A 26,096-nucleotide genomic window follows, 5' to 3' on the forward strand; every position below is an offset into this window, starting at 1 on the left:
TGGCCGCATTTAATTTGAGATTTTTTCAAAGAATCATTTTTACATGCTCGACACTCATAGACATGCTCAAAGTACTGTACACGTTTTAGTGTAGCTGGTATAAATTTTGCTTCTTCTCTAACTAAGACAGAGCTAAATTCGACCATTGGTTCATGACAACAATCGCAAGATGAATCATTTGGATGATAATGAACTTCTTCAATTTCTATATGCTCTCCAAATGAATCATTACGTTTTTTATTTGTCTTTTTACAATTAACCGTATAACTAATTGTTTCGGTGTTTTTTTCTTCTGTCTGCTCAGATTCGTTAAAAGACGGAACATCCTCAAATAAAGAACCTTGCCCATCGGGCACTTGATACTTTGATTTTTCTGATTTAGAACCGTATAAAGCTTTTGTTAATTGGCGTACTTGTTCAGTTAACGCCTCAATTTGTTTATTTGATTCCGCTAATTGTGTCTCTAAAATTTGTATGATTCGTTCATTATTCATATAGGCGTTTCCCAAACCATTCACCACATTTCGTTCAGTATTGTTGTGGTTAATTATACCATTTTATATAAGTGAATTAAAAGATGCCTTTTAAAGATTTCGTAATCGCCTTTGGCTGCTGTATAGATAACCCCTCTAATAACCAGCGCAATTCTTGCTGCGAAAGGTTACGGACTTGTTGCTCATTTTTTGGCCATTGAAGACGACCTTGATCTAACCGCTTATACAGTAAAGCGAAACCATCGCCATCAAAATAAAGACATTTATAGCGATCTCTGCTCGTACCTGAAAATAAAAAATAGCATCGCTATATGGATCCAGTTCGAATGAATCCTGAACTAAGGCCGCCAGGCCATCAATTCCTTTCCACATATCCGTTCTGCCACAGACAATATAAATATTTTTTACCTTTGTGAAATCTGTTTTCATTTCAACACCAATCCTTTCAATACGGTTTGGACAAGGTGTACATCTACGCCATTGAAGAAAGAGATTTCAACTGCTGCTGTTTTAATCACACAGGTTGGCTCGATTTTTTGTTGAGGCGAGGATCCCAGAGGGAGTTCCAATGGGAGAAGATCTAAATGAACGGGGACGATAATTGGTTTGTTCGTAGACATAATAAAAGCACCTCCATTGATTGATACATTTATCGTATCGGAGATGCCTACAAGATTATATGCGTTATTTGATTACTGGCTTACGTTAACTACAACTTCTTTTTTATTTCCCTAAATTTTCTGAATATACTATACAAAACCCCTTCAATTAGTTTTATACTATAGCTATAGAAAGAGGGTATTTTGATGAAAACAGTTCATGTACATGCAGCACCGAGCGAATACATCTTAGAAGAAGGTATATTGAAAAAGCTAGAAGGTTTATTAGTGGCGCGCGGGATTTTACGTGCTTTAATCGTCACAGGGACGAAATCATGGGCGGCAATTGATGATTTTTGGCCGGCAATGGTCGAGGTGCAAACGGAGCTTTATACATATGGTGGCGAGTGTTCATTTTCAGAGATTGACCGTGTCACAGCGATGATGGAGGATTATGACGCGATTATTGGGGTTGGTGGCGGAAAGGTCATTGATTTAGCGAAGGCGGTCGCGAATGAAGTGCATAAGCAGGTCATTGTCGTGCCAACGCTCGCATCCAACTGTGCGCCGTGGACACCACTTAGTGTGCTTTATGATGATACGGGGGCCTTTGTACGCTATGATGTCTACCCGGTTGCGTCGAGTTTACTCGTTGTGGAGCCGGCGTTATTATTACAGGCACCGCGCGATTTATTTGTGGCGGGCATTGGGGATACGATTGCGAAATGGTATGAGGCGGATGTGCAACTAGGTAGCATCGCGGCTAAAACAGTCCCGATGATGATTTCATACGAAGCGGCTCGTCAATGTAAGGACATTTTACTTGCACAATCAGAGGCAGCGCTTGCGGCAGTAGATGCGGGCGTTGTTAATGATGCCTTTATTCAAGTAATTGAAACGATGTTTATGTATGCGGGCATGGTAGGCGGTTATGGCGATCATTATGGTCGTACAGCGGGCGCGCATTCGATTCATAACGGGCTAACGGCACTTGAAGCGGCACATACGAAGCTTCATGGAATCAAGGTGGCATACGGGATTTGCGTGCAGCTAATGCTAGAGGGGCGCCAATCAGAAATTGCCGCACTACGTCCATTTTACAAGGCGCTAGGTCTGCCACAATCACTGAAGGAACTCGGAATTGACGCTACAGATGCGGAACTCCTAGCGGTGGCACAAAAAGCAACCATTCCCGAGGAGTCGATTCATTTGATGCCAAATGGCGAAATGACGGCTACACGTGTGTTTGACGCGATGAAAGCGCTTGAAAATCATGCGTTCGTGTCGTTATAATTAAGCGTTCGTTAACTTAAGTTAATGTCGATTAAAGTAGAAAAAATACGGTGTGAAATAGCGCGTACATAAAAAATTTATGTCGTAAAAAACGAGAATCTCCTATTTAACAGGCGGTTCTCGTTTTGATTATTGCTCGATTGGCGTGATTTCTTTCACATAATCTTTAAATTCTTTCTTTAGCTCATACGCAAATTCTTTCATAAGCTGTGTTTCATGGCGATTGGCTTTTGTGACGATGCCAAATGTATGCTCGACTGGAATCGTCGTTAAAAAATCAATTTTCGCAAAGTTCATATTTTGCATAAAGCTTTTAGAATGCGTAAACGTCAAATCAAGTCCGACTGTATACGCTTTATTTTCCTCGACATATTGCTGGACGATATGCGGGTTATTTACCGAAATGACAATATCATTTCGACCGAAGGCATATTTGATTTCATTCATTGTTGCAATGACCATCTTATCATCGAAAATAATAACGGGCTGCTTAATCAATTCATCGGTTACGGTATGGTTATTTTGAATGACAGGTGAGTCCTGATGCGCGACAATAAGCATCTTACAGCTTGTAATCTTTGTGAACGTTAAATCGGGATTTTTTTGAATATCTTCGTCATTATAGACAGCGAGTGCGACGTCTACCTTTTCACTTTGCAGCTCCTCAATCATCGTCTGTGAGTTTTGTTCACGAATTTGAATATTGATTTCTGGATAGATGGATTTCATTTGCTGGACAATCGTAAAGAGCTTAAAGAATGGCCCAGGAATGGAGGCCACCTTTAATGTACCGGTCAGGCGATTTTGCATCACCTGTGCGACTTCTGTTAGGTCATCAAGTGAATCAAGCACTTTTTTCGCGTGATTGACGATGACTTTTCCTTCCTTTGTAATGCTTGAACCCGTACGATTCCGGGTAAAGAGCGTCAGGCCGAGTTCTTTTTCTAAACGATTTAGACCTTGGCTAAGCGCCGATAATGTCACATGTAAATCTTCCGATGCGTCTTTTAACGTACCGTATTTTGCAATCGCTACGATGTATTTTAGTTGTTCAATCGTCAAAGCGATTCACCCCTTATACAATTAGTTTAGCTTACGTTAAGTAAAGTTTACTATAATGAACTTTACTTAAACTATAAAGTTCAATAAACTAATACTATAAAATTGCTCATGAATTAGCAACGAGAAACTTTACATAGGAATGGATTCGTGCGTTCAACTATTGAGAAAGAGGTGTTTGATCATGAAAGATAAGCGATATCGAATCGCCAATCGTGAAGCACTTATTGGCGTCGCACTCGTCGTCGTCAACTTTGCGCTGTGGTATGGATTCGCTTATGGAATGGGTGGAGGGGACCCAAAAGACTATACATATATTATGGGTTTCCCAACTTGGTTCTTCTATAGCTGTATGGTAACGACTGTTTTAATGATTGTCGTTATTGCCGTCCTTCTAAAATTTGTGTTTAAAGAAGTAGAACTCGAGGATAAGGAGGAGGACAACTAGTGCATTGGCAAGTAATTATCCCGCTATTTATTTTTGTTGTCATTATTTTTGGAATTGGTTTCTGGTCGAATAAGCTTGTACGTTCATCAGATTCCTTCCTATCTGAATACTTCCTTGGCGGGCGAGAAATGGGTGGCTTCCTATTAGCGATGACGATGATGGCAACGTATGGTAGTGCCTCAAGCTTCATCTCTGGTCCAGGGGTTGCTTATAATACAGGGCTTGGCTGGGTACTTTTATCGCTTGCTCAGCTGCCTGCAGGTTATTTCGTGTTAATGGTATTAGGAAAAAAATTCGCCATTGTAACACGTAAACTTAAAGCGATTACATTAATTGATTTCTTACGTGAGCGCTATAAGAGCAACGTCGTTGTGTTTGTTTCTGCAATTAGTATTATTATCTTCTTATTTGCATCGATGGTTGCACAGTGGATTGGCGGCGCGCGGTTAATTGAATCCTTAACGGGCATGAATTATACGACCGCATTATTTATTTTTGCAGCAGTTGTGTTAATTTATGTCGTTATCGGTGGCTTCCGAGCTGTTGCGCTAACAGACGCGCTGCAAGGAACGATTATGGTCATCGGGACAATTGTTTTACTAATTGGTACAGTCATCGCAGGTGGCGGTATCACGAATATTATGAATGATTTAGTCACTATTAATCCAAATCTTGTGTCGCCATTTGGTGATGAAAGACAGTATACATCTGCCTACGTATCTTCCTTCTGGATTCTTGTAGGGGTTGGGGTTATCGGGCTTCCGCAAATTGCGGTACGTGCGATGAGCTATAAATCATCAAGTGGCATGCACCGCGCCATTTTAATCGGTACAATCGGTATTGCGACGATTATGTTCGGCATGCATTTAATCGGTGTCTTCGGTCGCGCTGTATTACCGGGCATTGAAATTGGTGACAAGGTGATGCCAACATTAACGATGAATGTCTTGCCGCCGCTTCTAGCAGGGATTGTATTAGCGGCTCCAATGGCGGCCATTATGTCGACCGTAAATGCACTGTTGATGATGGTCAGCTCGACAATCGTTAAAGATATTTACCTGCATTATATTAAGCCGGATGCGAGCGAGGACCGTATTAAGAAAACGAGCTTCGCGGTGACAACGATTGTTGGTATTTTAGTCGTACTGATGTCGTTCAACCCACCAGACTTAATTGTATGGTTAAATCTCTTTGCCTTCGGGGGCTTAGAGGCTGTATTCGTTTGGCCAATCGTGCTAGGCTTATACTGGAAAAAAGCGAATAAATACGGTGCGATTTGTGCGATGATTGTTGGTCTTGCGACATATATCTCAATCGACCGCTTATCGCCAAATCTCTTCGGTGTGCATACGGTGACCTTCCCGATTCTCCTGTCACTTGTGTTCTTTGTTATTGTGAGTATCGCAACACATAAAAAGATTACCGAAGCACCAAAATATATTTAATGAACAAAGACTTAAGCAATTGCTTGAGTCTTTTTTTGATTGCATTGACGGAATTTCTTGCTATTTTGACCCAAAACACAATGAATTCAACGAGCAAAAGCCTATTTTTTCTTCTAGCAGAATGTGAGAAAATAGAAGATAGAGAGTTTCTAGGGAGGTAGCTATGGGGAATTTTGAATTTTTTGATGGGCCATGGACGCCTTATCGTGAAATAGCAGAAGCGGCTGAGCGTATGGTCTACAGTGATCCAAATGCATCGATGTCAAAGATGCGCTCATTTGGAGAAATGATGGCACAGGAATTATGGGTCCGTAATAAATTCCCAGAAGCAGAGGGGATTTCACAGTTTGAGCGTATTCGGGAGCTAGAGGGCAATGACATGATTGACCGTCAGACAACCTTTTATTTGCATGAGCTACGTGTCAAAGGGAATAAAGCGGCACATAATGCTATGTACGGAACGTCTGATGAGGCGATTGCGTTATTAAGCATTGCCTATCAGCTATCAGTATGGTTTATGCGTATTGAGCTAGACAATCCGACATTCCATGCAAGGCCATTTAAAAAGCCGATGGAGCACGGGGAGCCGTCGTATGCGCTACGCAAGGAGGTACCGGCTGAAAGGAAAGAGAAGCCAGTGCCAAAGCGTGCCGTAAAAAAAGCGCCAGAAAAACAAGCACCGGTAGAACCAATACCTGTAGAACAAGCGCCAAAACCACAAGAGCCAGCGCCTGTTAGACCAAAGCAAACACCGAAGCAAGAACAACCGTCACCGCTTCGTCGTAAATTAAGTGATGTTGCCAGGGCACAGGAGGCAGAAAAGCCGGAGTCAGTGACAACGGTGAAACGCGCGAAATCGAAGCCGAAATCAAAACCAACGTCGCAAGAGCCAGCTGGCTATACAGAATGGCAGTTTCCGACGAAATGGATTGTTATAGGAATGTTTGTGATTGGCGCAATCATGGCAAGTGTATCTGCCAGTTCAGAGCGCACGAGTGATGCACGTGTTTTATTAGGGGAGCCAAAAGCAGCAGAAAAAACAGTGCAGAAAGAACAAAAGAGACCAGCTGTGCTGCTTGCAGGAGATGCTTCGTTTGAAACAAATGCTTTACGCATACTTCGTGGTGATACAGAAAGTAAACAAAAAATTCATACGTATTCGGATTTAGCGCTAACAAAAAAAGCCGATAAATTGCAGGTGCGTGAAACCTATGCCATCTATAAAGTACGGGGTGATTCGTATCAATTAGCGAATGGCCAGTATGTATCGAAGAAGAAAGTGGCGACAACCTCGATGCAGGATGTACCGGTGTATCATGCAAGCTATAGCGCGGATACGAGCTATGGAACGGTTGAGGTACAATTAGTCGAGCCACTAAATGTGCGCTATAGTCCGTCCACCGATAGTGAAATTGTTGGCGTGACCTATAAGGGACATCGCTATCAAGTGTATGGTCAGCAAGGCTCTTGGTATCGTATTGGTTTGGATGCATGGATTTCAGCAAATCCTGAATATGTCACATTTGAGAAAGGGAGCGGACAGTAGATGTTGGAAACAATTGAAGAAAAATGGCCACAAGCGCGGCATAGCTTACTAGTAGTAGCACTTTTACTGTATGTTGTTATTCCAAGTCTTGCCTTTCGCTACCATGAAACATTAACGAAAAGTCTTGTGCTGTTTATGTTGGCAACACTCTTTGCAGCTGGCTGGATTTATTGGCAGACCGTGCAACCAGAAGTGCTTAGTCAGCGCTTTGTGGAAATCATTCGGGTGCTACTTGCGGTGATTATTAGTTTAGTAACGATGATGCTGGCACTTTTTGCACTATCATATAAACAATCCGGTGAGCCGATATTTAGTAGCTTTGCGACACTAGCCATGATTATGCTCATTGCGACACTGGCGTTTGCGGTGTATATACATACGTTTAGCCGCCGCAAAAACATTAAGCTAGAATGGTTAATTATTGCGAGTGTCAGTGCTTTTTCACTTGGCTATGTACTCGTGCGGCACTATGATTATTGGACACTTCGCACAGTCGGCCTATTATTTTTAGTTGTGGCTATTATGGCAGGCATTTTCATTGCACAGCAAACGATGAACCTCGTCATTGATGGCTCCAATTATCCATTACTGACAACCGCGCTTGCCGCATTATTCGTCGGTAGTATGCTACTGATAAGCATTTGCCTTGTGCTTGATTTCTTTGTCAAAGCCTCGCTCTTATGGCTCGTCATTGCACTGTTAATCATCGCAGTCATTGGGATGATTGCCCTTAGCACCTGGCAGATTACACTTACATATGCAGGCCGTCCGTATTTAGAGCTTTTATACGGGTTGTCACTTGTGACGTTGGCGCTAATGCTATGGCTGCTTTGTTATGATTTATCCGTTATTCATTTAATTGTTGGCTGTATGAGCATTGTCTATGTTCGTTTCTTTTTAAAAGAATGGTAAAGAAAAACCCGAAACTGTTTGGAAGCAGTTTCGGGTTTTTGGTTATTTCACCAAATAATATCCCACAATCGCTAAAAACATTTCGCCCATTTGAAGCAGGGCGCGTTCATCAAAGTCAAAGCGTGGATGATGATGTGGATATTGGGTAGCGGGGTCATCATTGTTGCTCCCAACGAAGAAGTAGCTACCTGGGCGCTGCTCTAGGAAGTAGGCAAAATCATCTGCGCCAAGTGCAATATCTTTCGTGATAGAAGCATCTTCTGAAAATGTTTGTGCGGCTAACGAAGCAACGAGCGCTGTTTCGGCTTCTGTATTAATAAGCACCGGATAGCCATGTGTAAATTCTAATGTATAGTCGATGTGATCGGCGTGCTTCATGCCTTCTAAAATGGCGCGAATTTCCTGCTGGAGCTGGATGCGCACATCATGGCTCATTGCGCGAACGGTGCCTTCAATCTCCGCAGTATCAGCAATAATATTAAAGGCGTGTCCAGCGTGGAAGCGCCCAATCGTTACAACAGCGGGCTCTACGGGATTGATGCGACGGCTAACGATTTGTTGTAAATGCGTCACAAGGCGACTCCCAACAGCGATTGAATCGACGGTCTGATGTGGGCGAGCGCCGTGGCCACCGCGTCCTTGTAGGTGAATTTTAAAGGCATCCACTGAAGCCATTGTCGGCCCTTTTCGAGAGGCGATTTTTCCAACGGGTAGCTCAGATGCGAGATGCGCGCCAAAGACATAATCGACACCATCAAGTGCACCCGCTTCAATCATAGGCTTTGCGCCACCGGGTGGTTTTTCCTCAGCGTGCTGGAAAATGAGCACGACATTCCCGTGAAGTGCCTCTGTATGTTGCATCAGCACATAGGCGAGGCCTAATAAATTCGCGGTATGGCCATCGTGACCACATGCGTGCATGACACCCTTTATGGTCGATGTATAGGCCGTTTCTTTTTCATCAACGATTGGTAGGGCATCAAAATCTGCACGAAAGGCAAGTGTTGGGCCTTCATTTGCGCCATGGATCGTTGCAACAATCCCCTTACCACCGACATTTGTACGAATATCCGTTAAGCCAAATCCACGTAGCTTTTCTTCAATAAATGCGGCTGTTTTCGTTTCGAAAAAGGATAGCTCTGGATGCTGATGCAAGTGACGGCGCCATGCTACGACCTCGTTATACTGTGCTTTATATGTATCAAAAAATAGGGTTGTCAAAAAATCATCTCCTTTTTACTATCTTACTATTCTGACTATTTTACTCGCAACTAAAACGACCATGGATAGTTGCGGTGAAAAAAGAAACAAAAGTCATAGTGTCGCATCACTTCACAGAAATATCATCATTTACTAGGTGATAAAGCGTGGAGGAATCGGGTATAGTAACAGCACAAACAGCTAAGGACCTAGAGGGGTGAAGTAGATGAAAATCAATCAGTATGCAACCGATATTTTATTATTTGAACGATTCGAGCCAATGTTTGTAGATTTCTCCTATGATGAGGTCGTTGAGCATTTATTTGACCTTTTACGTACAGAGCCAAATGTGCCACATGTTGAGCAGACAAAAACAACGGAGCAGAAACGACTAGCGATTCGTGCATACTTTAATGTGCGCTTTCCAGGAGATTTGTATAAACGTCTTCTGTTATTATCGGATACATTACTACAGCAAGAGCTCGCCAAAAAAAACATTGCGGTACCTACAGGGGAGGAGCTTGTGACACTTTGGCAAGGAGATATAACGACCCTACAGGCGGATGCGATTGTGAATGCAGGAAATGATCAGCTAAGGGGCTGCTTCCATCCACTTCACAACTGTATCGACAACACCATTCATTCAGCGGCGGGTCCACAGCTACGTGCAGATTGCGATATTATTATGGCGAGTCAGGGACATCCTGAGCTTGTTGGCGGGGCGAAGGTGACGCGTGGCTATAATCTACCAGCTAAATTTGTCATTCATACAGTTGGCCCAAATGTTGCAGGGGCGCCGCTTACACCAATTATCGAAGCGCAGTTAGCGAGCTGCTATACATCGGTTTTAAATGTAGCGCATCAAATGAAAGAAATTGAAACACTTGCCTTTTGTAGTATTTCAACGGGTGAATTTCGTTTTCCAAAGCAGCGTGCGGCAGAGATAGCTGTTGAGACGACGAAGAATTGGCTTGCCAATCAGACACACCATTTCAAGCAAATCATTTTCAATACGTTTAGCGATGAAGATACAGCAATTTACCAAAAATTAATTTAAAATTCCCTTTTAAGTAGGTTTATTAAAGCAGACAGAGGAAGGGACATGGCATTTGCCAACGGAAGTCGTGTTAGAGGGGGAGCGCTTTGAAGATGCGGCGGAGCGTTATGGGCATAACTGCGCACAAGCCCTTTAGAAATGATTGATAGGACGATGGATAAAGCGAATGTTAATAAAATGACCGCACATATTGGCTCGCTTCTAAATGGCTTGTCTGCTTTTCCATTCAATGAGCTCCCAACGAAGATTGAGGCGCAGACGGTTGACTATTTAGTAAGTTATATCGCCTATAAGATGGTAATAGAAAAAGAAGCTTAGACGATTCGTCGCCTCGGCTTCTTTTTTTACGTCCAAATATAGCGCCCATCACTGACAATGCTGCCATCATGGATATCGACATACCAAATTCCTTCAGCATCGAGTAGTTCCGCTGCCTTATCGGTTTTTTGAAGCACCGGCTTAATCGGCATTAGCGTCTGGCTCATAAGAATTTCATACGTCAAAATCATCTCCTCAGGACTCGAGACGATAAAATGCTTTCGCGGAGCAATTAAATAAGGACAATCAATTTTCCACGCCGTACCACCAAGTGATTGAACCGTGCACCCACGCGTCTTTAATAAATGGACGACTTGATTGGCAAATTGTTGTAGACGATGCTCCGTGAGCGTCACACTTGGCGCCGCATATAGATTATAATTCGGCAAATACCATTCCTCATGCGTCAAAATAATGCCCATTTGCTCGTAATGATCACGAATCGCCCAGGATTCCTGCTTTGATAAACAAACAAGCTGTTCAAGCTCCTCAAACTGATGGAAGTAATACGCTAATTCAACAAGCGAGCGACTAAAATGCAGCCGATGCCAGCACAGCAGCGCCACCTCGCTCGTAATACCCGGAATGTCCTTAAACGTCGGCATCACAATCCCCTCAAAATAAGGCACAGTCACCGGAAGCCCTTTCATCACCTTATCAAGCGCCAACCCTTCCGAATCTGCAAATGCAAGCCGTGAAATATTTTTCATCGTCAACCGTTCGCGAAAAACCTTTCCTTGTACGATAAATAGCATGTTTACACACCACCTTTAGTAATACTATTGACCGTTTTGATTTTTGTTAAACACAGTAGGGGCTTTGAAGTATCATTTGTGGCACACTGTTTATTTTTAGGAGAATGAAGCATTCTTTTTTCATCAAAAACTCGTATACTAGAAGTAGAGGTGATAAGAAATGAAGAAAACCGTTCATGTTGTGGGAGCAGTTATTGAAAATGACGCGCAACAGATTTTATGTGCACAACGAAGTCCTAGTATGTCATTAGCGAATTTATGGGAATTTCCTGGTGGCAAAATTGAAGCGGGCGAAACACCGCAGCAGGCATTAAAGCGTGAAATTATGGAAGAATTAGATTGTGTGATTGATGTTGGCGATAAAGTAGAAGATACGACGTACGAATATGAGAACGTGATTGTACGTCTTGAAACATACAAGGCAAAAATTACAGAGGGCGCACCAATTGCGAAAGAACATGCACAATTGATTTGGAAGAAGCGTATCGAGTTGCCGGCACTTGAATGGGCAGCCGCCGATATTCCGGCAGTGGAGCAATTGACTAAGTAGGGGGAATTTGATGGAAGCGAGACAACAGCTAGTAGAGGCATTAGAAAAAGGATTTATGAACGATGCAATTGTTGCAAATGAGCGATTACAGCCAAGATTATTAAGTAATAATGCGAATGGACAAGTATTACCAACCTTATTGCAGGAACTTGCAACATGTCATTCATTCACAATTTCAGTGGCATTTATTACTTCAAGTGGGCTAGTGATGTTAAAATCTGTACTTCAGGATTTAGCATTAAAAGGTGTTCGAGGACGTATTTTAACATCTACTTATTTAGGCTTTAATAACCCTAAAGCCTTTGAAGAGCTAATGAAAATTCCAAATGTAGATGTTCGTTTGACATCAATTCCTGGATTTCATGCGAAAGGGTATATTTTTGACCAAGGAAGTTATGAAACACTAATTGTTGGGAGTTCCAATTTAACAGATTCCGCTCTGAAAACGAATTACGAATGGAATGTGAAATTGAATTCACTGAGCCAGGGAGATTTGATTCAACGTTTTAATGAACAATTTGAACATGCTTGGAAAGACGCCACACCGCTATCTCAGCAATGGATTGATATGTATCGTCAAACGTATAAGCCAATGCCAAAACGTCAGGTGACACCATTCCCGTTATTACCTGGTCAAGTAGCAGAGGCGGCACTTGCAGCATCGTTTGAAACAGAACCAACTGCAGGCTATGTGACGATTACACCAAATAAAATGCAGACGCAGGCACTCGCACAGATTCAGCAGGTTCGTGATTCGGGCGAAAAACGTGCATTAGTCGTCTCAGCAACGGGCACAGGGAAAACGTATTTATCGGCGTTTGATGTGCGCCAATATGCACCGAAGAAAATGCTATTTATCGTACACCGCGAGCAGATTTTAGAGAAAGCTATGAGCGATTATCAAAAGGTGCTTGGTGGAGATAAAGCGGATTACGGAAAATTTGTTGGGAGCACGCAGCAAACAGATGCACGCTACTTATTTGCGACAATTCAAACCTTATCAAAGCCTGAAAATTTAGCGCGTTTTGACCGTGAGGCATTTGATTATATTTTAATCGATGAAGTACATAAGGCGGGAGCTCCTTCTTATTTACGCCTGTTAGATTATTTTGAGCCGGCTTTTCTATTAGGGATGACTGCCACACCAGAGCGTACAGACCAATTTAATATTTTTGAGCTGTTTGACTACAATATTGCCTATGAAATTCGTCTACAAGAAGCGCTAGAGGAAGAAATGCTTTGCCCATTCCATTATTTTGGTGTAACGGATTTTGAGCGTGATGATTATGTGATTGATGAGAATATGTCAATTGACCAATTAATGCTAGATGAGCGTGTGAACCATGTTATTGAGAAAGTAGAATATTATGGCCATGCAGGAGACGCAGTAAAGGGCCTTATTTTCTGTAGTCGTAAAGAGGAAGCGAAGCAATTATCGCAAAAGCTAAATGCACGGGGTTATCGAACAATGCCTTTAACTGGGGAAGATTCAACGGATGTTCGTGAAGCGGTCGTGGAGAAATTAGAAGCGGGTGAGCTCGATTATATTTTAACGGTTGATGTATTTAATGAAGGTATTGATATTCCGGTAGTCAATCAAATCGTCATGCTGCGACAAACGCAATCAAGTATTATCTTTATTCAACAGCTTGGCCGTGGCTTACGTAAGCATGATTCAAAAGATTATGTTGTGATTTTAGACTTTATTGGCAACTATAAAAATAACTATATGATTCCGATGGCACTTGCTGGTGATAATACGTACAACAAGGATAATTTACGCCGTAATACGATGGATATGGCTTATATTAAAGGTGTATCAAGTGTACATTTTGAAGAAATTGCGAAAAATCGTATTTTCGAAGCGATTAATCAAAAAACATTAATTACGATTCGTGAGCTAAAGGCGCAGTTTGAACAGCTGAGTAATCGCTTAGGTCATCAACCAATGTTAATCGAATTTATCGAGCATCATTCAGTAGATCCAGAAGTTTTATTAACGAAACGCCCAAATTATCATGAATTCTTAATGTATGTGGATAAAGACCTTGCCGCATTACCAGCTAGTCAAAATACGATGCTGACATTTTTATCACAGGAATTAATTGATGGCAAGCGTATGCATGAGCTTCTTTTATTGAAAGCATTAATAGCACAACCAACTGTCTCAAAAGCACAGTATATCGAGCTACTGCAGCAACATGAACTTACGTATGACGAGGAAACCATTACTTCTGTAGAAAGATTTCTTGATTTAAGTTTCTTTGTTAGTAGTAATCGAACGAAATATGCAGATGCTTTAATGCTAGAAGTACACGAAGATATGTACACACGTACTTCTTCATTTGAAGTAGCACTTAAAAATGACTTATTTATCCGTTATGTAGAAGATATTTTTGCCTGCGCTAACGAGAAATCAACGCGCTATGCATATGAGCAGCTAAAAGTCGGCGAGAAATACTCACGTAAAGATTATTGTCGTTTAATGAACTGGAGTAGTGATATGTCGGCAACAATGTATGGCTATAAAATCGATGAGCCTACAAATACATGTCCATTATTTATTACGTACCATAAAGATGATTCCTTAAGCTCTGAGACACTTTATGAGGACGAATTATTAAACCCTTCTACACTAAAATGGTTTACACGTCCAAATAATCGTGTAAATTCAAAGCAGGTAGAGAGAATACTACACAGTCCAGACCTTCGTATTGATGTGTTTATTAAAAAAGAAGGTGGCGAAGGGACCGACTATTTCTATTTAGGTAAGGCAAAACCAAATGTCGAAAGTGCAGAGGACATTCAACTGATGCACAAAGGTGTTATGAAACCATATGTGACATTGAATTTTGAATTAGAAGCCCCTGTTCCAGAGGCGATTTATCGTTATTTAGTTGGTGTATAATAAAAAAAGAGAGAAGTCGTAGCATTACGATTTCTCTCTTTTTATTTGTTTAGGTGTATGCCATTTTGATAACAGTCTGTTATAAACATATCTTCAAACTCCACAGATAACTGAAAGTACAATGTGGGGAATTGTCGTGAAATAGATTCGATTAAATCTTCAATTAGGCTATAAGGTGCTTCAAAAAAATAAACAGATGTTGTCGTGTCTCCGATTGCTTTTTCTAAATGAATATCCTCACTTTTATACAATGTAGCAAAATTTAAATCTTCTATAGTTTCTCTTGTTTCAACCACAATTAACCTATTGGGCCCATATTTTTCAGTATAGACAATTGCATTCGGATACGCCTGTCGAATTGTTAATATAGTATTTCTTTCGAATAGTATGTGTCCCCGCAAGCATCGTGTGAAATTTGTCTCGGTCTCTTAAATTGCCACATACATGTAGTTCGTTTAGGTGATAGTTTGTCATCTCAAAACTCCTTCAGCTTATTATAAAAGAATCAACTTGGGATCTCTAGAATAATAATTAATCTCACGTATCTTTAAAACATAATTTATTCATACAATATGATTATTTTCTCAAAAAGTATTTTTACCCTTCAATTAGAAAATAAGTAAATTAAAAGAAAATAATGAATTAACGAGATTTTATCGTCTTATCCTCTACATATTAATGGGTTTTTATTAAAAGAATTGATTAGAACAAAGGAACTACTATCGACTTTTTAATGTATATTATTTATACTATAAAAAATAATGCGTTATAAGTATAATAATACTATTTTGATAGGAGGAATAGAAATGGTTTTCGCTGAGAAGCCGAGGTATCGCATGTCGATTTATGAGCAAAAAAATGAAGTGCATGTGCAAATTCTTGGATTTATTCGTGATGAGGTTGTACCAGAGTATCTAGAGGATATGACGTCATTAATTGGTCAGGTGCCTGCGCACAATTATACGTTGATAGTTGATGCGACCGAGCAGTCGCCACTACCTCGTAAGGTGGCTGCGGAGCTTGGACAAACGATGATGGTCTATACGACATTAGGCTTTAAAAATCTACGTTTGGTGATGCCGAAATCAAAAATTTCGTTTGTGCAGGTGCGTAATGCGCTAGCGACAGTTAATTTCCCTGGAGAGATTGTGAACCCTTAAAGAAAAGGAATGATGAGCATGCAGGCTGTAGCAACTAAGTATACGTATAAGATTTTAAAAGAGGATCAGCATGAGTTAATTGACCAGGCTGCTGCGGTTTTAGGCCATACTTTTGTCGGCGTCGATGTAGCTGGTAAATGGATTCAAGAGCCGATGATTGGCTACTTAAAATTAACGTATGAGGATTGGTATCAATTTTGTAAGGATTATATTGAATCCGTTGTCACACAAGGATTTTGCGCAGTGGCGCTAAATGATGAGCAGAAAGTTGTAGGAGCGCTTGTCGGTGATAGTAATCGTTTTGAAATTTACGGAGAGCCGATTTTTGAGGGCTCATTTAAAGATATGAATGTTGTGTTAGAGGTGCTAGAAGATATTGATATGCGCTTTTTAACAGATTATAAGGCGCGTTTTGGCAAGGAGCTTGAGGACGGAGAAGTATTGCATCTCTTTTTACTTGGCGTTATGGCTGAGCATCATCGCCATGGAATCGTTGAAGAGCTAAGCAATTTATTAATGGCGAGCGCGCGTGAAGCGGCTGTACGCATGATGCTAGCTGAGGTGACCAATCCTAAATCAATGAAGTTACTTGAGCGTTACCAAGGGATGACGAAGTATGTAACGCAGCAGGGCGAGTACATTGTTCATAAATATGCGACAAATGACCGTCTAAATATGATTCCAGCAGATGTAGCGGATGGTACATACATTATTACATGTGATTTATAAAGGAGAACGGAAAAATGAGCGTATTTTTTTTGGTATTGACGATTGTGTTACTTGGCACGACGATTTATTTTGCGCTGAAGTATCAAACGCTAAAAAGATCGACACAGGTAGATGCACAGGCATTACAGGAAATAGCATCATTGACGAATGAGCCTGTAGATGCAACAAATGCCATCGAACAGTTAACAAAGCATATTTCCGATGAAAAGGAACGTTTCTTACAGTTCACACAGGAGATTGATGGTAAGAGTGAACATTTAAAAGAACAGGGTGAGTATGCGACCGAGAAGGCAGATATTGTGCGTGCGGCGATTGATGAAATTGGTAAGGGTTTGCGTACACAACTGATTTCAACAGAGGAAAGTACGGAATCAATGAAGGATATTAATGAGGCGATTCGTGAGCTATCAATTCGTTCAAATGATATTTCAGAGCAGTCAAATATGACACTGCAATTAACAAAAGAAGGCGATGAAAAATTAAAAGAATCGATTCGCATTATGGAGAATTTCAATCAAACGATTCAAACAACATTTGATGGCATTAAAGTGCTCGGTGACAAATCAAATGAAATTAGCATGATTGTGAAGGTCATTACAGGAATTTCTGAGCAAATTAATCTACTTGCGCTGAATGCGGCAATTGAAGCGGCACGTGCGGGTGAGCATGGGAAGGGATTTGCGGTCGTAGCAGATGAAGTTCGCAAGCTAGCAGGTCAATCGAGTGATTCTGCGCTTGAGGTATCGAATATTGTTAAAAATATTCAGGATGAAACAGAGCGCGTTGTCCATTCGATGCAGCAAGGGACAGAGGAATTTGCGGTTACGAACGATAAAATTTCAGAAATTGTCGAGATGTTTAATAAAATCGTTGAAACGACGCAAATTATTGCGGAGAATAATATGAACTCATCTGCGAGCACTGAGGAATTGTCATCAAGCTCACAGCAAATCACGGTGGCGATGGATCAGATTTCTGAGATTTCACAGGAGTCGGTTGAAATGTTTGAGGAGCTCGTTGGGATTAGTGATAAAGAGCTTGCGACGATGGCAAGCTTGTTAGCAGAGGTAGACACTATTATTGAATTAAAAGAGCGTGCACATGCGGTGTTAGAGGCGCAAACAGTATAAAATGATTCTCGCCAAATAGCTGATTAAAAAATCACGAAAACCTCAGGAAGCGTGTTTTGGCTACAACATATTTTAGAATAAGTGCCAAACAAGGTCTATTTACATGTAGAAAATAGGCAGATTCATAATTATCTTCTATAAAAGAAGAAAGAAGCAACTATTTATTAACAAGAACGCATATCATTATTATTTTTAAGCAATCAAAAAGGCTTGTTTTGACCCGAAATCGGGTGAAAACAGCCTTTTTTGTATCTCCGAGGGGTGTTTTTTGGCGGTGAATGATGCCGTAAAGGACGATTCTTTCGATTTTGTGTGAAAAATAACGTTCCGCTGCTAGATCACCATTTTCTACTGTTGAAATACCGTATTTGCGTCCGAAAAATGCATAAAATGGGTCGATAATGAGGCTCTGAGGGGCAATTTTTGCATGTATTGATTGAAATTTTGGTGCAAACTTTCGCAACTATCACGAAAAATTTTCATAATTATTTGCGATAATACGCACAGTGCACAAATGCTTATTAATCACGCAGGCTTATTCTCATATAGGTGACACATATTTTCTCATAAGTCGTATGTAAAAGACGCTTCTTAGGGTAATTGGCGATGTTAAATGAATGATTTCATTTCAGGTGATTCATTTGAAAGCGTGCTGTGTGACAGCTAGACTTTCTCGCTCAAAAAGCGTAGACTAATTTTAGATGAATTTTTTGTGCTATATAATAGAAGAAACTCGTAAAAAAAGGACGGTTTTATCTAATGGAAGAAGCACAAATAAAGGACTGGCTCATGCGTTTTCAGCGCGATAAGGATATCGAAGCGCTTGAAGGTTTAAAGAATCATTGTGTGTCGATGATTGAGCCATTGATTGAAGAGTTTGAAGCGAAATATGATCAGCAGGCGGGAGATTTGCTGCGTGAAAATTGGGATAAGCGATTTTTCTTTATTTTCACGAAGTATCAGCTCGATGTGGGTTTACCACTTGAGACGTTTGTGCAAAATACGTATCGTTTTTATTTTATGCAGGTGCTAAAGCGCGCCGGCTATTAAAGAGAAAGAGACGACCCTCTGCTTGCTGCAACAAGCGAAAGGGTCGTCTCTTTTTTAACGTTCAATAGATAGATGAATTTTTTGGGTAAATCTTATAATAGAAGTAGGGATGTAACTGTTAGTTTATATGAATAATGTCTTCGGCAAGATGCGTAAATGCTTCGCCGACCACCGAATCTTCGTCATAAACGGATGAGCCTGTATTTTCTTCGGGCTGTGCAAATGGAATTTGTGCGATGACTTCTGTGGCTAACGCTCCTGCAAGTGCGCTACCGCCATCTTTCCCGAATAAATAGTTGCGTTCTCCGTCTGATGTTTCATAGAACGCCATATTTTCGACAACACCTAAAATTTCGTGCTTCGTATGACGTGCCATAACACCTGCGCGAGAGGCGACATGAGATGCGGCGTTGTGTGGTGTCGTCACAATGATTTCTTTGGCTTGGGGGATCATTGCTGCGACATCAATTGCGACATCACCAGTGCCTGGTGGTAAATCAAGTAATAGATAATCTAGGTCGCCCCAGTGTGTGTTGACAAGGAAGTTGCGGATCCACTTGTTCAACATCGGGCCGCGCCACATAACGGGCTGATTATCTTTTGAGAAGAAGCCCATCGACATGACTTTGACGCCCTCTTTTGTGACAGGGACAGCCATCTGGTCAATCATCGTTGGCTTTTCGGTAATTTTCATCATAGTCGGAATGCTATAGCCATAAATGTCTGCATCAACAATCCCAACGCGCTTGCCTTGGCGTGCAAGTGCGGCTGCAAGGTTGATAGTGACAGTTGATTTACCGACGCCACCTTTTCCGCTTGTGACAGCGATAAAGGTTACGCCTGAATCTTCTCGTAGCATCGTAGGCATACCTTCTGATGTGGTATTTTCTTTTTTGAGAGAGGCGGTTAGTTGCTTACGCTCCTCGTCTGTCATTGAACCAAATTGTAACGTCACGGCTGTAGCACCTAATGCTTGAATGGCGGTTTCAACGTCTTGTTTGATTTTGGCTTTTAGGGGACAGCCTTGAATCGTTAAGACAATTGTGAGTGAGACATGGGTACCTTCAATGTGAACGTCACGCACCATATTTAGTTCAACGACGCTTTTGTGTAGTTCTGGGTCCTCTACATCTTTCAATGCATGGATGATTTTCTGTTGTGTTAACATCGGTTTCGCTCCTTATTCGTTTAATCCTTTACCAAGGCCTTTTAAGAAGTGTACGCCGAAGTTCATTGCACGATTGACATCAGGGTCATTCATGATTTTCATTAACTTGAAAATGCTCATTTTTTCATCTGCTTCGACAGCAACTTTCGCTTCGTCTAGACCTGAGTTTAAGCTTGTCATTAATTTTGCGACCATTTGAGCATCCATCTGTGTAAGCGCTCCTGCAGCACCTAGCATCACATTCATCATGTTCGTTACGGGTTCGCGTGTCATTTGACCAAGAGCAATATGCGCAATTTCTTCTTTTGCTTGAAGCATTTTTGTGACCGCTTCAAGCGCACCAACATCGTTTAGCTCCGCCATAATCGAAAAGATTTGCGCGACCGCTTGTTCGTTATCGGTTACGAGTGTTTTGAGTTCTTCTAATTTTTGAGCGGCGATTTGCTCATCTGTTAGTACTTCTTTTTTAATCTTTGTAATCGGAGTAGCCATATGTTACACTCCTTCTTTTTCCGTCGTTAAGTGCACGTAGCCCGGGCGATCCCATTTACGCTGTACTTCAACCCCATTTTGCGGGTGACGTTTTTTATTACGCGGATTTGTTGCTGGAAGTGGATTTTTTCCTTTGCGTTTCAATACTTCAACACGGATTTTTGTTTGCTTATAAGCTGGCGTTTGCGTATTAGCATCACCTTGTGAACCCGTTAAGAAGTTAATAGATGACTCTTTACTTGTTGAGTTCATAGGTAGGAATAACTCATTTCCTTGTACGCGGTCTGTAATAAGTGCTGGTACTTTTAGCGCGCCGTAAGGGGATACAAGGCGTAAAAGTGCACCGGTTTCAATACCACGTTCTTTTGCAAGCTCAGGTGAAATTTCAACAAAGATTTCAGGTACTTTCAGTTGAATACCTGTTGATTTGTTGGTCATATTTCCTTCATGGAAGTGCTCAAGCATACGACCATTATTAATATGGCAGTCATATTGGCATTCATATTCTACTGGCGGTGCCCAGTCATTGAGTGCAAAGCGCGCTTTTTTGTCTGGGAAGTTGAAGCCATCAACGAATAATAGTGGTGTATTCGCTCCGGAGATTGGGTCACCCCATACGAAACTATTCCAGCCTTCCATGACATCGTAGTTATTTTGTGCGAAAACAGGAGACAAGCTCGCCATTTCTGCATAAATTTCACTTGGATGTTCATAGTGCCAGTTAGCACCAAGACGATTGGCAACATCTTGCACGATGCGCCAGTCAGGGCGAGAATCACCTAGTGGCGTTAATACTTCGTATAAACGTTGTACACGACGCTCGGTATTGGTGAATGTACCCTCTTTTTCAAGTGAAGGAGATGCTGGTAAAATAACGTCTGCATATTGTGCGGTACGTGATAAGAACACATCTTCAACGACACAAAAATCAAGTTGAGATAATACTTCATCTACATGGTTTGCGTTCGCATCCACAAGTGCCATATCCTCACCAACGATATACATAGCCTTCATTTTACCTTCTGATACAGCTTGCAGCATTTCTGGATTTGTACGACCTGGCGTTGCTGGAATTGTGGCACCATAGGCTTCTTCAAATTTCGCACGAGCGGCGTCATCTGTTACTTTTTGGTAGCCAGGTAGTAGGTTCGGTAGTGTACCCATATCACAAGCACCCTGTACATTATTGTGCCCGCGTAGTGGGTAAGCACCTGCGCCTGGTCGACGATAGTTACCTGTTGCTAGTAATAAGTTTGAGATTGCAGCAGATGTATACGAGCCACCTGTGTTTTGCGTTACACCCATACCCCAAAGGATACACGTGCCGTCCGCATCACGAATCATTTCAGCGATGTTGATGAGTGTTTCTTTGGCAATACCTGTTTCCTCACATGCATAGTCTAACGTGTATTTCTCTAATACTTCTTTAAATGCTTCGTAATCATTGACATTGTCTTCGATAAATTTCGCATCATGCCAGCCTTGGTCGATCATATATTTCGTAACCGCCATTAGCCATACTTGGTCTGTCCCTTGTTTTGGCCGAATATGAATGTCTGAGCGTTCAGCCATTTCATTTTTTCGAATATCCGCGACAATAAGTTTTTGACCGTGTAATTTATGCGCACGTTTCACACGTGTTGCAAGTACCGGGTGACCTTCTGCTGGGTTTGCCCCGACGATAATGACAAGTCCTGCTTTGGCAATATCTTTAATGGTACCGGCGTCGCCACCGATACCAACTGTACGGCTTAAGCCATCTGTTGCGGGTGACTGGCAATAACGTGAACAGTTGTCGACGTCATTTGTATTGAATAATTGACGTGCCATTTTTTGAATTAAGTAGTTTTCTTCATTAGTAATTTTAGAAGAAGAAATGAAGCCGACAGAACCTGGGCCGAATTGTTGTTGAATGCCACCAAGTTTTGAAGCAACTAAATCAAGTGCCTCATCCCAACTTGCTTCAACGAATTCGTCGCCTTGGCGAATCAATGGCGTAGTAATTCGGTCTTCAGAGTTAACGAAGTCCCAACCAAATTTCCCTTTCACACAAGTTGAAATAGCATTTACCGGACCTTCAGATGGTTGTACTTTTAAAATATGACGGCCCTTTGTCCATACTTCAAATGAACAGCCCACACCGCAGAAAGTACAAACGGTTTTCGTTTTCTTCGTGCGCTCGCTACGCATAGCTGATTCAATTTCAGAAATGGCTAAGATTCCGCTATATCCAGGCTCAACCTCTTTAATAAGGTCGATCATTGGGTCTAACATGTCTTGTTTCATACCTGTCATAAAGCCAGCTTGACCAAGCATTGATTTTTCCATTAAGGCGTTACATGGACAGACTGTGACACATTGGCCACAGCTTACACATGATGAATCATTAATGGCTGCGCCGTCATCCCACTTAATGCGTGGACGTTCAGCTTCCCAGTCAAGTGATAATGTTTCGTTCACTTGGAGGTTTTGACATACTTCGACACATTGACCGCAGGCGATACATTGGTTTGGATCATAGCGGTAAAATGGGTGAGACATATCGACCTCTGTTGGGTCTACTTTCGGTGTATACGGATATTTTTGATGTTCGATGCCCATCATATCGACCGTATTGTGTAACGTACAGTTACCGTTGTTGTTATCACATACTGTACAGTACAGCATATGGTTCTCGAGTAAGCGGTCCATTGCTTCTGTTTGTGCTTCTTTCGCCTTTGGTGAAGCAAGCTGAATGTCCATACCATCCGTGGCCTTCGTTGAACATGAACGGACTAATTTGCCGTCGATTTCAACGATACATGTATCACATGTGCGAATCGGGTCGACCGCTTCGACATGACATACTTGTGGATGCTCGATATTATTTACGTTAATCGTATCAAGGATCGTAGCGCCCTCTGCTACGTCATAAGAAACGCCATTGATTTTGATTTCCGTCAAAAGAAATTCCTCCTTCTCTTGCGTGATAAGTTTGAAAACGACAGCCCCATTTACAAATGCCCGTGCATTTGCGTGTCTTGTTATAAGGGTGATGTAGCCAAACCAATCGGCGCAAACAAGTTTAAAATTGAATTGTAGTTGCTATGAACGCATTATTTATCGTCGATGGAAATAAGGTTTCATAGGAAAATTGCTGTAAAAACAAAAAAATCCACCACGAAAAAGACTGCTGCGAATTCGTAAAGACGCATAAGTTTTATTTCATGGTGGATGAGAGTTTTAGCAGTACTTGCTTAAAAAGCCAATCCGACATTTTAAATTTTAAGTCATAAAAACAACATCAAAACATAACGGCCATACCTACCTAAAATCTTACATAAAGTTTAAAAAACAATTGCTAGAAAGGGTATAGTAAGTATAAGCGCAATATCTCAACGCCCTTTTTTATTCGTTTTCTAGTATACATGGCGCTTTTCAAAGATACAAGAAATTTTATAAAAAATATTACATGATAATCATTATCATTTAAAATAAGGCTTTTATTTTTCAAAAACTTGCTTTATCATTATCAAACTGTGAGGGTCATAAATCCCATGTAGTTACAAAAAACACAGAAAGGAGCTTAAAAAATGTCAAAAAAAGTGCATGAATTTAACGAGATTATTCGTAAATTACGCAAAGATTTATTTGGGAAAGGGCCCGAACGTATTCACACGGTGTTTGTCGAAAACCTAGCAGTATCAACGCTTTACGGCAATATTACACCAACAGAGAAATTTATCGCAGGGACAACAGAAGGTGCCAAAATGGTGCACGAGGCACGTACGGCGATGATTCAAGATTTATATGCGCAGGCAACGCCAGATGGCATGGAAGAGTTAATGGATGCCAAATTACTCCATTTATTTTCAGACATCAAAATCGAAGAGGATATGGCGGTTTCTGTCTTTGTTTTCGAGAAAACGATTGAGGAGTAGGGGGAATACCTATGGAGACACAAGTGAAGCGTCCTATCATCCGCGTGAGAGGGACACAGCATGAGGCAGTCGAGGATACGATTGTTACAGAACATGCGGTAACCGTCAAAATCAATCAACAGGAATTTGTGACGATGGTTTGCACACCGGAGTATGTCGAGGATATGGTGCTCGGCTATTTAGCGTCGGAGCGCATTATTCGCACATATGCCGATATCGATCGTCTATGGTATCAGGAAAAAGAAGGTGTCGTCCATGTGGAAACGACAAAGCTAAATCCATATGCGCGTGATGTGCAAAACAAGCGCTATATTACATCGTGCTGTGGCATGAGTCGCCAAGGATTTGTTTTTGCGAGTGATGCGTTAGCTGCGAAACAAATGGATGAGGTCCATGTGACGGTGACACCTGAGGATTGCTATCGCCTGATGCGTATGATGCAGCAAGAAGCCGTCACTTTTAAAGAAACGGGTGGTGTCCATAATGCCGCGTTATGCGATGCAAATGGCATTATCGTTAGCCGTATGGATATTGGGCGTCATAATGCGCTCGATAAAATTTATGGCTACTGCATGAAGCACGAGATTTCGATGGACGATAAAATTATCGTCTTTAGCGGGCGTATTTCATCTGAAATTTTAATGAAAGTATCAAAAATCGGCTGTGAAATCGTGTTATCTAAATCAGCACCGACTGAGTTAGCACTTAGCTTAGCGGAGCAATTAGGCATCACGACGATTGGCTTTATTCGTAATGAATCGCTGAATATTTATACGCATCCAAAACGTGTGAACTTATAAAAACAAAAAGGAGGAGGTGTGAAGATGAACCCCATTTATGATCAATTGAAAAGACCATTACGTGATTTACGTATTTCGGTAACGGATCGTTGTAATTTCCGTTGTAGTTATTGTATGCCAGCCGAGGTTTTCGGCCCGGACTTTGCTTTTTTACCGTCTGATAAAATTTTAAGCTTTGAGGAAATCGAACGCCTTGTGAGAATTTTCGTGTCATTTGGTGTAAAGAAAATTCGTATTACGGGTGGCGAACCGTTAATGCGTCGTGATTTACCTGTGCTCGTCCGCATGATTCGTGCAGTCGAGGGTGTCGAGGATATTGCGATGACGACAAATGGCTCGTTACTCAAAAAATATGCGAAGCCGCTAAAGGAAGCGGGACTCGACCGCGTGTCGATTAGCTTAGACTCACTAGAGGATGAGCGTTTTCAAGCGATGAATGGCAATCGCGGCAAAGTCAAAACGGTGCTTGCTGGTATTGAGGCAGCGGCAGAAGCAGGACTCTACGTAAAAATGAATATGGTCGTGCAAAAAGGTAAAAACATCGAGGATATTTTACCGATGGCCCGTTATTTTAAAGAAAAACAGCATATTTTACGCTTTATCGAATATATGGACGTTGGCAATTCAAATGGTTGGCGCTTGGATGATGTATTTTCGAAAAAGGAAATTATCGACAAAGTGCAAAAATTCTCTCCTGTAAAGGCAGTTGCACCTAATTATCGTGGTGAAGTTGCGTCACGTTTTCGTTATGAGGACGGCGGCGGAGAAATTGGTGTGATTTCATCTGTAACCGATTCATTTTGTGGTAATTGTTCACGTGCGCGTATTTCGGCGGAAGGAAAATTATATACATGTCTTTTCGCAACAGAAGGCACAGATTTACGCGACTTACTGCGTTCGGACTTAGACGATGCAGCAGTCGGTGCAAAAATTGCATCGGTCTGGGAGCAGCGTACGGACCGTTACTCAGAGGAGCGTACAGAAGAAACAGTTAAACGTCGTAAAAAGGCAAAAATAGAAATGTCACATATTGGCGGTTAAGCATGTTGTAAGTTTTTTGATT

The 26,096-nt window shown here is 41.5% G+C and carries 25 protein-coding genes and 1 pseudogene; 16 read left to right on the forward strand and 10 right to left on the reverse strand.

The annotated features are described in order from the left end of the window. The 3 genes and pseudogenes from QI30_RS05720 to QI30_RS05730 form a co-directional block, all read right to left on the reverse strand. Positions 1-494, reverse strand: a 494-nt coding sequence (locus QI30_RS05720) for an IS66 family transposase zinc-finger binding domain-containing protein (protein ID WP_199754649.1), incomplete at its 3' end; no start/stop codon positions are given. Between the two features lie 76 nt (positions 495-570). After that, positions 571-923: pseudogene (tnpB, locus tag QI30_RS21215) on the reverse strand (IS66 family insertion sequence element accessory protein TnpB). Then, a complete protein-coding gene (locus QI30_RS05730) occupies positions 920-1,114 on the reverse strand; it encodes a hypothetical protein (RefSeq protein WP_126989973.1) in 195 nt (64 codons plus the stop codon). Before QI30_RS05730 ends, tnpB begins: the two are co-directional and overlap by 4 nt. Before the next feature lie 186 nt (positions 1,115-1,300). Between QI30_RS05730 and QI30_RS05735 the strand changes: the two genes are divergently transcribed. After that, entirely contained in the window at positions 1,301-2,386 is a 1,086-nt protein-coding gene (locus tag QI30_RS05735) for an iron-containing alcohol dehydrogenase family protein (RefSeq protein WP_126989974.1), read from the forward strand. 129 nt (positions 2,387-2,515) lie between these two features. Here QI30_RS05735 and QI30_RS05740 read toward each other — a convergent pair whose 3' ends face one another. Continuing rightward, complete coding sequence (locus QI30_RS05740) at positions 2,516-3,448, reverse strand: LysR family transcriptional regulator (RefSeq protein WP_126989975.1); 933 nt, start codon at positions 3,446-3,448, stop codon at positions 2,516-2,518. Positions 3,449-3,629: 181 nt separating this feature from the next. Here QI30_RS05740 and QI30_RS05745 point away from each other — a divergent pair, with 181 nt between their 5' ends. The 4 genes from QI30_RS05745 (at position 3,630) to QI30_RS05760 (ending at position 7,796) form a co-directional block, all read left to right on the forward strand. Continuing rightward, the gene (locus tag QI30_RS05745; RefSeq protein ID WP_126989976.1) at positions 3,630-3,893 is read left to right on the forward strand and encodes a YhdT family protein; all 264 of its coding nucleotides are present in this window, start codon (positions 3,630-3,632) and stop codon (positions 3,891-3,893) included. Next, entirely contained in the window at positions 3,893-5,338 is a 1,446-nt protein-coding gene (gene panF, locus QI30_RS05750; protein ID WP_126989977.1) for a sodium/pantothenate symporter, read from the forward strand. The genes QI30_RS05745 and panF overlap by 1 nt, the downstream gene beginning before the upstream one ends. Before the next feature lie 163 nt (positions 5,339-5,501). Further along, positions 5,502-6,884, forward strand: a complete 1,383-nt coding sequence (locus QI30_RS05755) for an SH3 domain-containing protein (protein WP_126989978.1) — start codon at positions 5,502-5,504, stop codon at positions 6,882-6,884. Continuing rightward, positions 6,885-7,796, forward strand: a complete 912-nt coding sequence (locus QI30_RS05760; RefSeq protein ID WP_126989979.1) for a hypothetical protein — start codon at positions 6,885-6,887, stop codon at positions 7,794-7,796. A gap of 42 nt (positions 7,797-7,838) precedes the next feature. Here the strand turns inward: QI30_RS05760 and QI30_RS05765 are convergent, their stop codons facing one another. Next, entirely contained in the window at positions 7,839-9,017 is a 1,179-nt protein-coding gene (locus QI30_RS05765; RefSeq protein ID WP_126989980.1) for a M20 metallopeptidase family protein, read from the reverse strand. Between the two features lie 205 nt (positions 9,018-9,222). Between QI30_RS05765 and QI30_RS05770 the strand changes: the two genes are divergently transcribed. Together QI30_RS05770 and QI30_RS20350 are read left to right on the forward strand one after the other, a co-directional pair. Beyond that, on the forward strand, positions 9,223-10,053 hold the full coding sequence (locus QI30_RS05770; protein WP_199754651.1) for a protein-ADP-ribose hydrolase: 831 nt from the start codon (positions 9,223-9,225) through the stop codon (positions 10,051-10,053). Positions 10,054-10,206: 153 nt separating this feature from the next. After that, a complete protein-coding gene (locus QI30_RS20350) occupies positions 10,207-10,371 on the forward strand; it encodes a hypothetical protein (RefSeq protein ID WP_158620972.1) in 165 nt (54 codons plus the stop codon). Between the two features lie 26 nt (positions 10,372-10,397). On the opposite strand, the gene QI30_RS05775 is transcribed toward QI30_RS20350, so the two are convergent. Beyond that, positions 10,398-11,126, reverse strand: a complete 729-nt coding sequence (locus QI30_RS05775; RefSeq protein ID WP_126989981.1) for a hypothetical protein — start codon at positions 11,124-11,126, stop codon at positions 10,398-10,400. 160 nt (positions 11,127-11,286) lie between these two features. Between QI30_RS05775 and QI30_RS05780 the strand changes: the two genes are divergently transcribed. Both QI30_RS05780 and QI30_RS05785 read left to right on the forward strand, forming a co-directional pair. Continuing rightward, on the forward strand, positions 11,287-11,676 hold the full coding sequence (locus tag QI30_RS05780; RefSeq protein ID WP_126989982.1) for a (deoxy)nucleoside triphosphate pyrophosphohydrolase: 390 nt from the start codon (positions 11,287-11,289) through the stop codon (positions 11,674-11,676). 10 nt (positions 11,677-11,686) lie between these two features. Further along, positions 11,687-14,584 carry a DUF3427 domain-containing protein gene (locus QI30_RS05785; RefSeq protein WP_126989983.1) on the forward strand — a complete coding sequence of 966 codons (2,898 nt, stop codon included), beginning with the start codon at positions 11,687-11,689 and terminating at the stop codon, positions 14,582-14,584. A 41-nt stretch (positions 14,585-14,625) separates the two neighbouring features. On the opposite strand, the gene QI30_RS05790 is transcribed toward QI30_RS05785, so the two are convergent. Next, entirely contained in the window at positions 14,626-14,880 is a 255-nt protein-coding gene (locus tag QI30_RS05790) for a hypothetical protein (protein WP_126989984.1), read from the reverse strand. Positions 14,881-15,390: 510 nt separating this feature from the next. Here QI30_RS05790 and QI30_RS05795 point away from each other — a divergent pair. The 4 genes from QI30_RS05795 to QI30_RS05810 all read left to right on the forward strand — a co-directional run bounded on the left by QI30_RS05795 (position 15,391) and on the right by QI30_RS05810 (position 18,653). Continuing rightward, the gene (locus QI30_RS05795; RefSeq protein WP_126989985.1) at positions 15,391-15,744 is read left to right on the forward strand and encodes a hypothetical protein; all 354 of its coding nucleotides are present in this window, start codon (positions 15,391-15,393) and stop codon (positions 15,742-15,744) included. 18 nt (positions 15,745-15,762) lie between these two features. Then, the gene (locus QI30_RS05800) at positions 15,763-16,473 is read left to right on the forward strand and encodes a GNAT family N-acetyltransferase (RefSeq protein WP_126989986.1); all 711 of its coding nucleotides are present in this window, start codon (positions 15,763-15,765) and stop codon (positions 16,471-16,473) included. 14 nt (positions 16,474-16,487) lie between these two features. After that, positions 16,488-17,603: a methyl-accepting chemotaxis protein gene (locus tag QI30_RS05805; protein ID WP_126989987.1), complete on the forward strand. Its 1,116-nt coding sequence runs from the start codon at positions 16,488-16,490 to the stop codon at positions 17,601-17,603. A 759-nt stretch (positions 17,604-18,362) separates the two neighbouring features. Continuing rightward, positions 18,363-18,653 carry a hypothetical protein gene (locus QI30_RS05810; protein ID WP_126989988.1) on the forward strand — a complete coding sequence of 97 codons (291 nt, stop codon included), beginning with the start codon at positions 18,363-18,365 and terminating at the stop codon, positions 18,651-18,653. A 118-nt stretch (positions 18,654-18,771) separates the two neighbouring features. Here the strand turns inward: QI30_RS05810 and QI30_RS05815 are convergent, their stop codons facing one another. From QI30_RS05815 to fdhF, 3 genes are read right to left on the reverse strand one after another with little or no spacing between them, the layout of a single operon-like run. Beyond that, positions 18,772-19,821, reverse strand: coding sequence for a P-loop NTPase (locus QI30_RS05815; RefSeq protein ID WP_126989989.1), 1,050 nt, complete (start codon positions 19,819-19,821; stop codon positions 18,772-18,774). Positions 19,822-19,833: 12 nt separating this feature from the next. Beyond that, positions 19,834-20,313: a DUF1641 domain-containing protein gene (locus QI30_RS05820; protein WP_126989990.1), complete on the reverse strand. Its 480-nt coding sequence runs from the start codon at positions 20,311-20,313 to the stop codon at positions 19,834-19,836. Positions 20,314-20,316: 3 nt separating this feature from the next. Further along, entirely contained in the window at positions 20,317-23,256 is a 2,940-nt protein-coding gene (gene fdhF, locus QI30_RS05825; protein ID WP_126989991.1) for a formate dehydrogenase subunit alpha, read from the reverse strand. Between the two features lie 629 nt (positions 23,257-23,885). Here fdhF and QI30_RS05830 point away from each other — a divergent pair. From QI30_RS05830 to moaA, 3 genes are read left to right on the forward strand one after another with little or no spacing between them, the layout of a single operon-like run. After that, positions 23,886-24,233, forward strand: a complete 348-nt coding sequence (locus tag QI30_RS05830; protein WP_126989992.1) for a DUF2294 domain-containing protein — start codon at positions 23,886-23,888, stop codon at positions 24,231-24,233. Between the two features lie 11 nt (positions 24,234-24,244). Beyond that, positions 24,245-25,033 (forward strand): formate dehydrogenase accessory sulfurtransferase FdhD, encoded by a 789-nt coding sequence (fdhD, locus tag QI30_RS05835; RefSeq protein ID WP_126989993.1) that lies wholly within the window; start codon positions 24,245-24,247, stop codon positions 25,031-25,033. A 24-nt stretch (positions 25,034-25,057) separates the two neighbouring features. Further along, positions 25,058-26,074, forward strand: a complete 1,017-nt coding sequence (gene moaA, locus QI30_RS05840) for a GTP 3',8-cyclase MoaA (protein ID WP_126989994.1) — start codon at positions 25,058-25,060, stop codon at positions 26,072-26,074. Positions 26,075-26,096 lie beyond the last annotated feature (22 nt).

It is taken from the genome of Candidatus Kurthia intestinigallinarum (assembly GCF_003991225.1).
Lineage (GTDB): Bacteria > Bacillota > Bacilli > Bacillales_A > Planococcaceae > Kurthia > Kurthia populi.

Bases quoted from the DNA above. Each gene is read 5' to 3' on its own strand.
- QI30_RS05730 (WP_126989973.1), bottom strand. From the start codon at position 1,114: ATGTCTACGAACAAACCAATTATCGTCCCCGTTCATTTAGATCTTCTC.
- QI30_RS05735 (WP_126989974.1), top strand. From the start codon at position 1,301: ATGAAAACAGTTCATGTACATGCAGCACCGAGCGAATACATCTTAGAA.
- QI30_RS05745 (WP_126989976.1), top strand. From the start codon at position 3,630: ATGAAAGATAAGCGATATCGAATCGCCAATCGTGAAGCACTTATTGGC.
- QI30_RS05755 (WP_126989978.1), top strand. From the start codon at position 5,502: ATGGGGAATTTTGAATTTTTTGATGGGCCATGGACGCCTTATCGTGAA.
- QI30_RS05760 (WP_126989979.1), top strand. From the start codon at position 6,885: ATGTTGGAAACAATTGAAGAAAAATGGCCACAAGCGCGGCATAGCTTA.
- QI30_RS05770 (WP_199754651.1), top strand. From the start codon at position 9,223: ATGAAAATCAATCAGTATGCAACCGATATTTTATTATTTGAACGATTC.
- QI30_RS20350 (WP_158620972.1), top strand. From the start codon at position 10,207: ATGGATAAAGCGAATGTTAATAAAATGACCGCACATATTGGCTCGCTT.
- QI30_RS05775 (WP_126989981.1), bottom strand. From the start codon at position 11,126: ATGCTATTTATCGTACAAGGAAAGGTTTTTCGCGAACGGTTGACGATG.
- QI30_RS05780 (WP_126989982.1), top strand. From the start codon at position 11,287: ATGAAGAAAACCGTTCATGTTGTGGGAGCAGTTATTGAAAATGACGCG.
- QI30_RS05785 (WP_126989983.1), top strand. From the start codon at position 11,687: ATGGAAGCGAGACAACAGCTAGTAGAGGCATTAGAAAAAGGATTTATG.
- QI30_RS05795 (WP_126989985.1), top strand. From the start codon at position 15,391: ATGGTTTTCGCTGAGAAGCCGAGGTATCGCATGTCGATTTATGAGCAA.
- QI30_RS05800 (WP_126989986.1), top strand. From the start codon at position 15,763: ATGCAGGCTGTAGCAACTAAGTATACGTATAAGATTTTAAAAGAGGAT.
- QI30_RS05805 (WP_126989987.1), top strand. From the start codon at position 16,488: ATGAGCGTATTTTTTTTGGTATTGACGATTGTGTTACTTGGCACGACG.
- QI30_RS05810 (WP_126989988.1), top strand. From the start codon at position 18,363: ATGGAAGAAGCACAAATAAAGGACTGGCTCATGCGTTTTCAGCGCGAT.
- QI30_RS05815 (WP_126989989.1), bottom strand. From the start codon at position 19,821: ATGTTAACACAACAGAAAATCATCCATGCATTGAAAGATGTAGAGGAC.
- QI30_RS05820 (WP_126989990.1), bottom strand. From the start codon at position 20,313: ATGGCTACTCCGATTACAAAGATTAAAAAAGAAGTACTAACAGATGAG.
- QI30_RS05830 (WP_126989992.1), top strand. From the start codon at position 23,886: ATGTCAAAAAAAGTGCATGAATTTAACGAGATTATTCGTAAATTACGC.
- fdhD (WP_126989993.1), top strand. From the start codon at position 24,245: ATGGAGACACAAGTGAAGCGTCCTATCATCCGCGTGAGAGGGACACAG.
- moaA (WP_126989994.1), top strand. From the start codon at position 25,058: ATGAACCCCATTTATGATCAATTGAAAAGACCATTACGTGATTTACGT.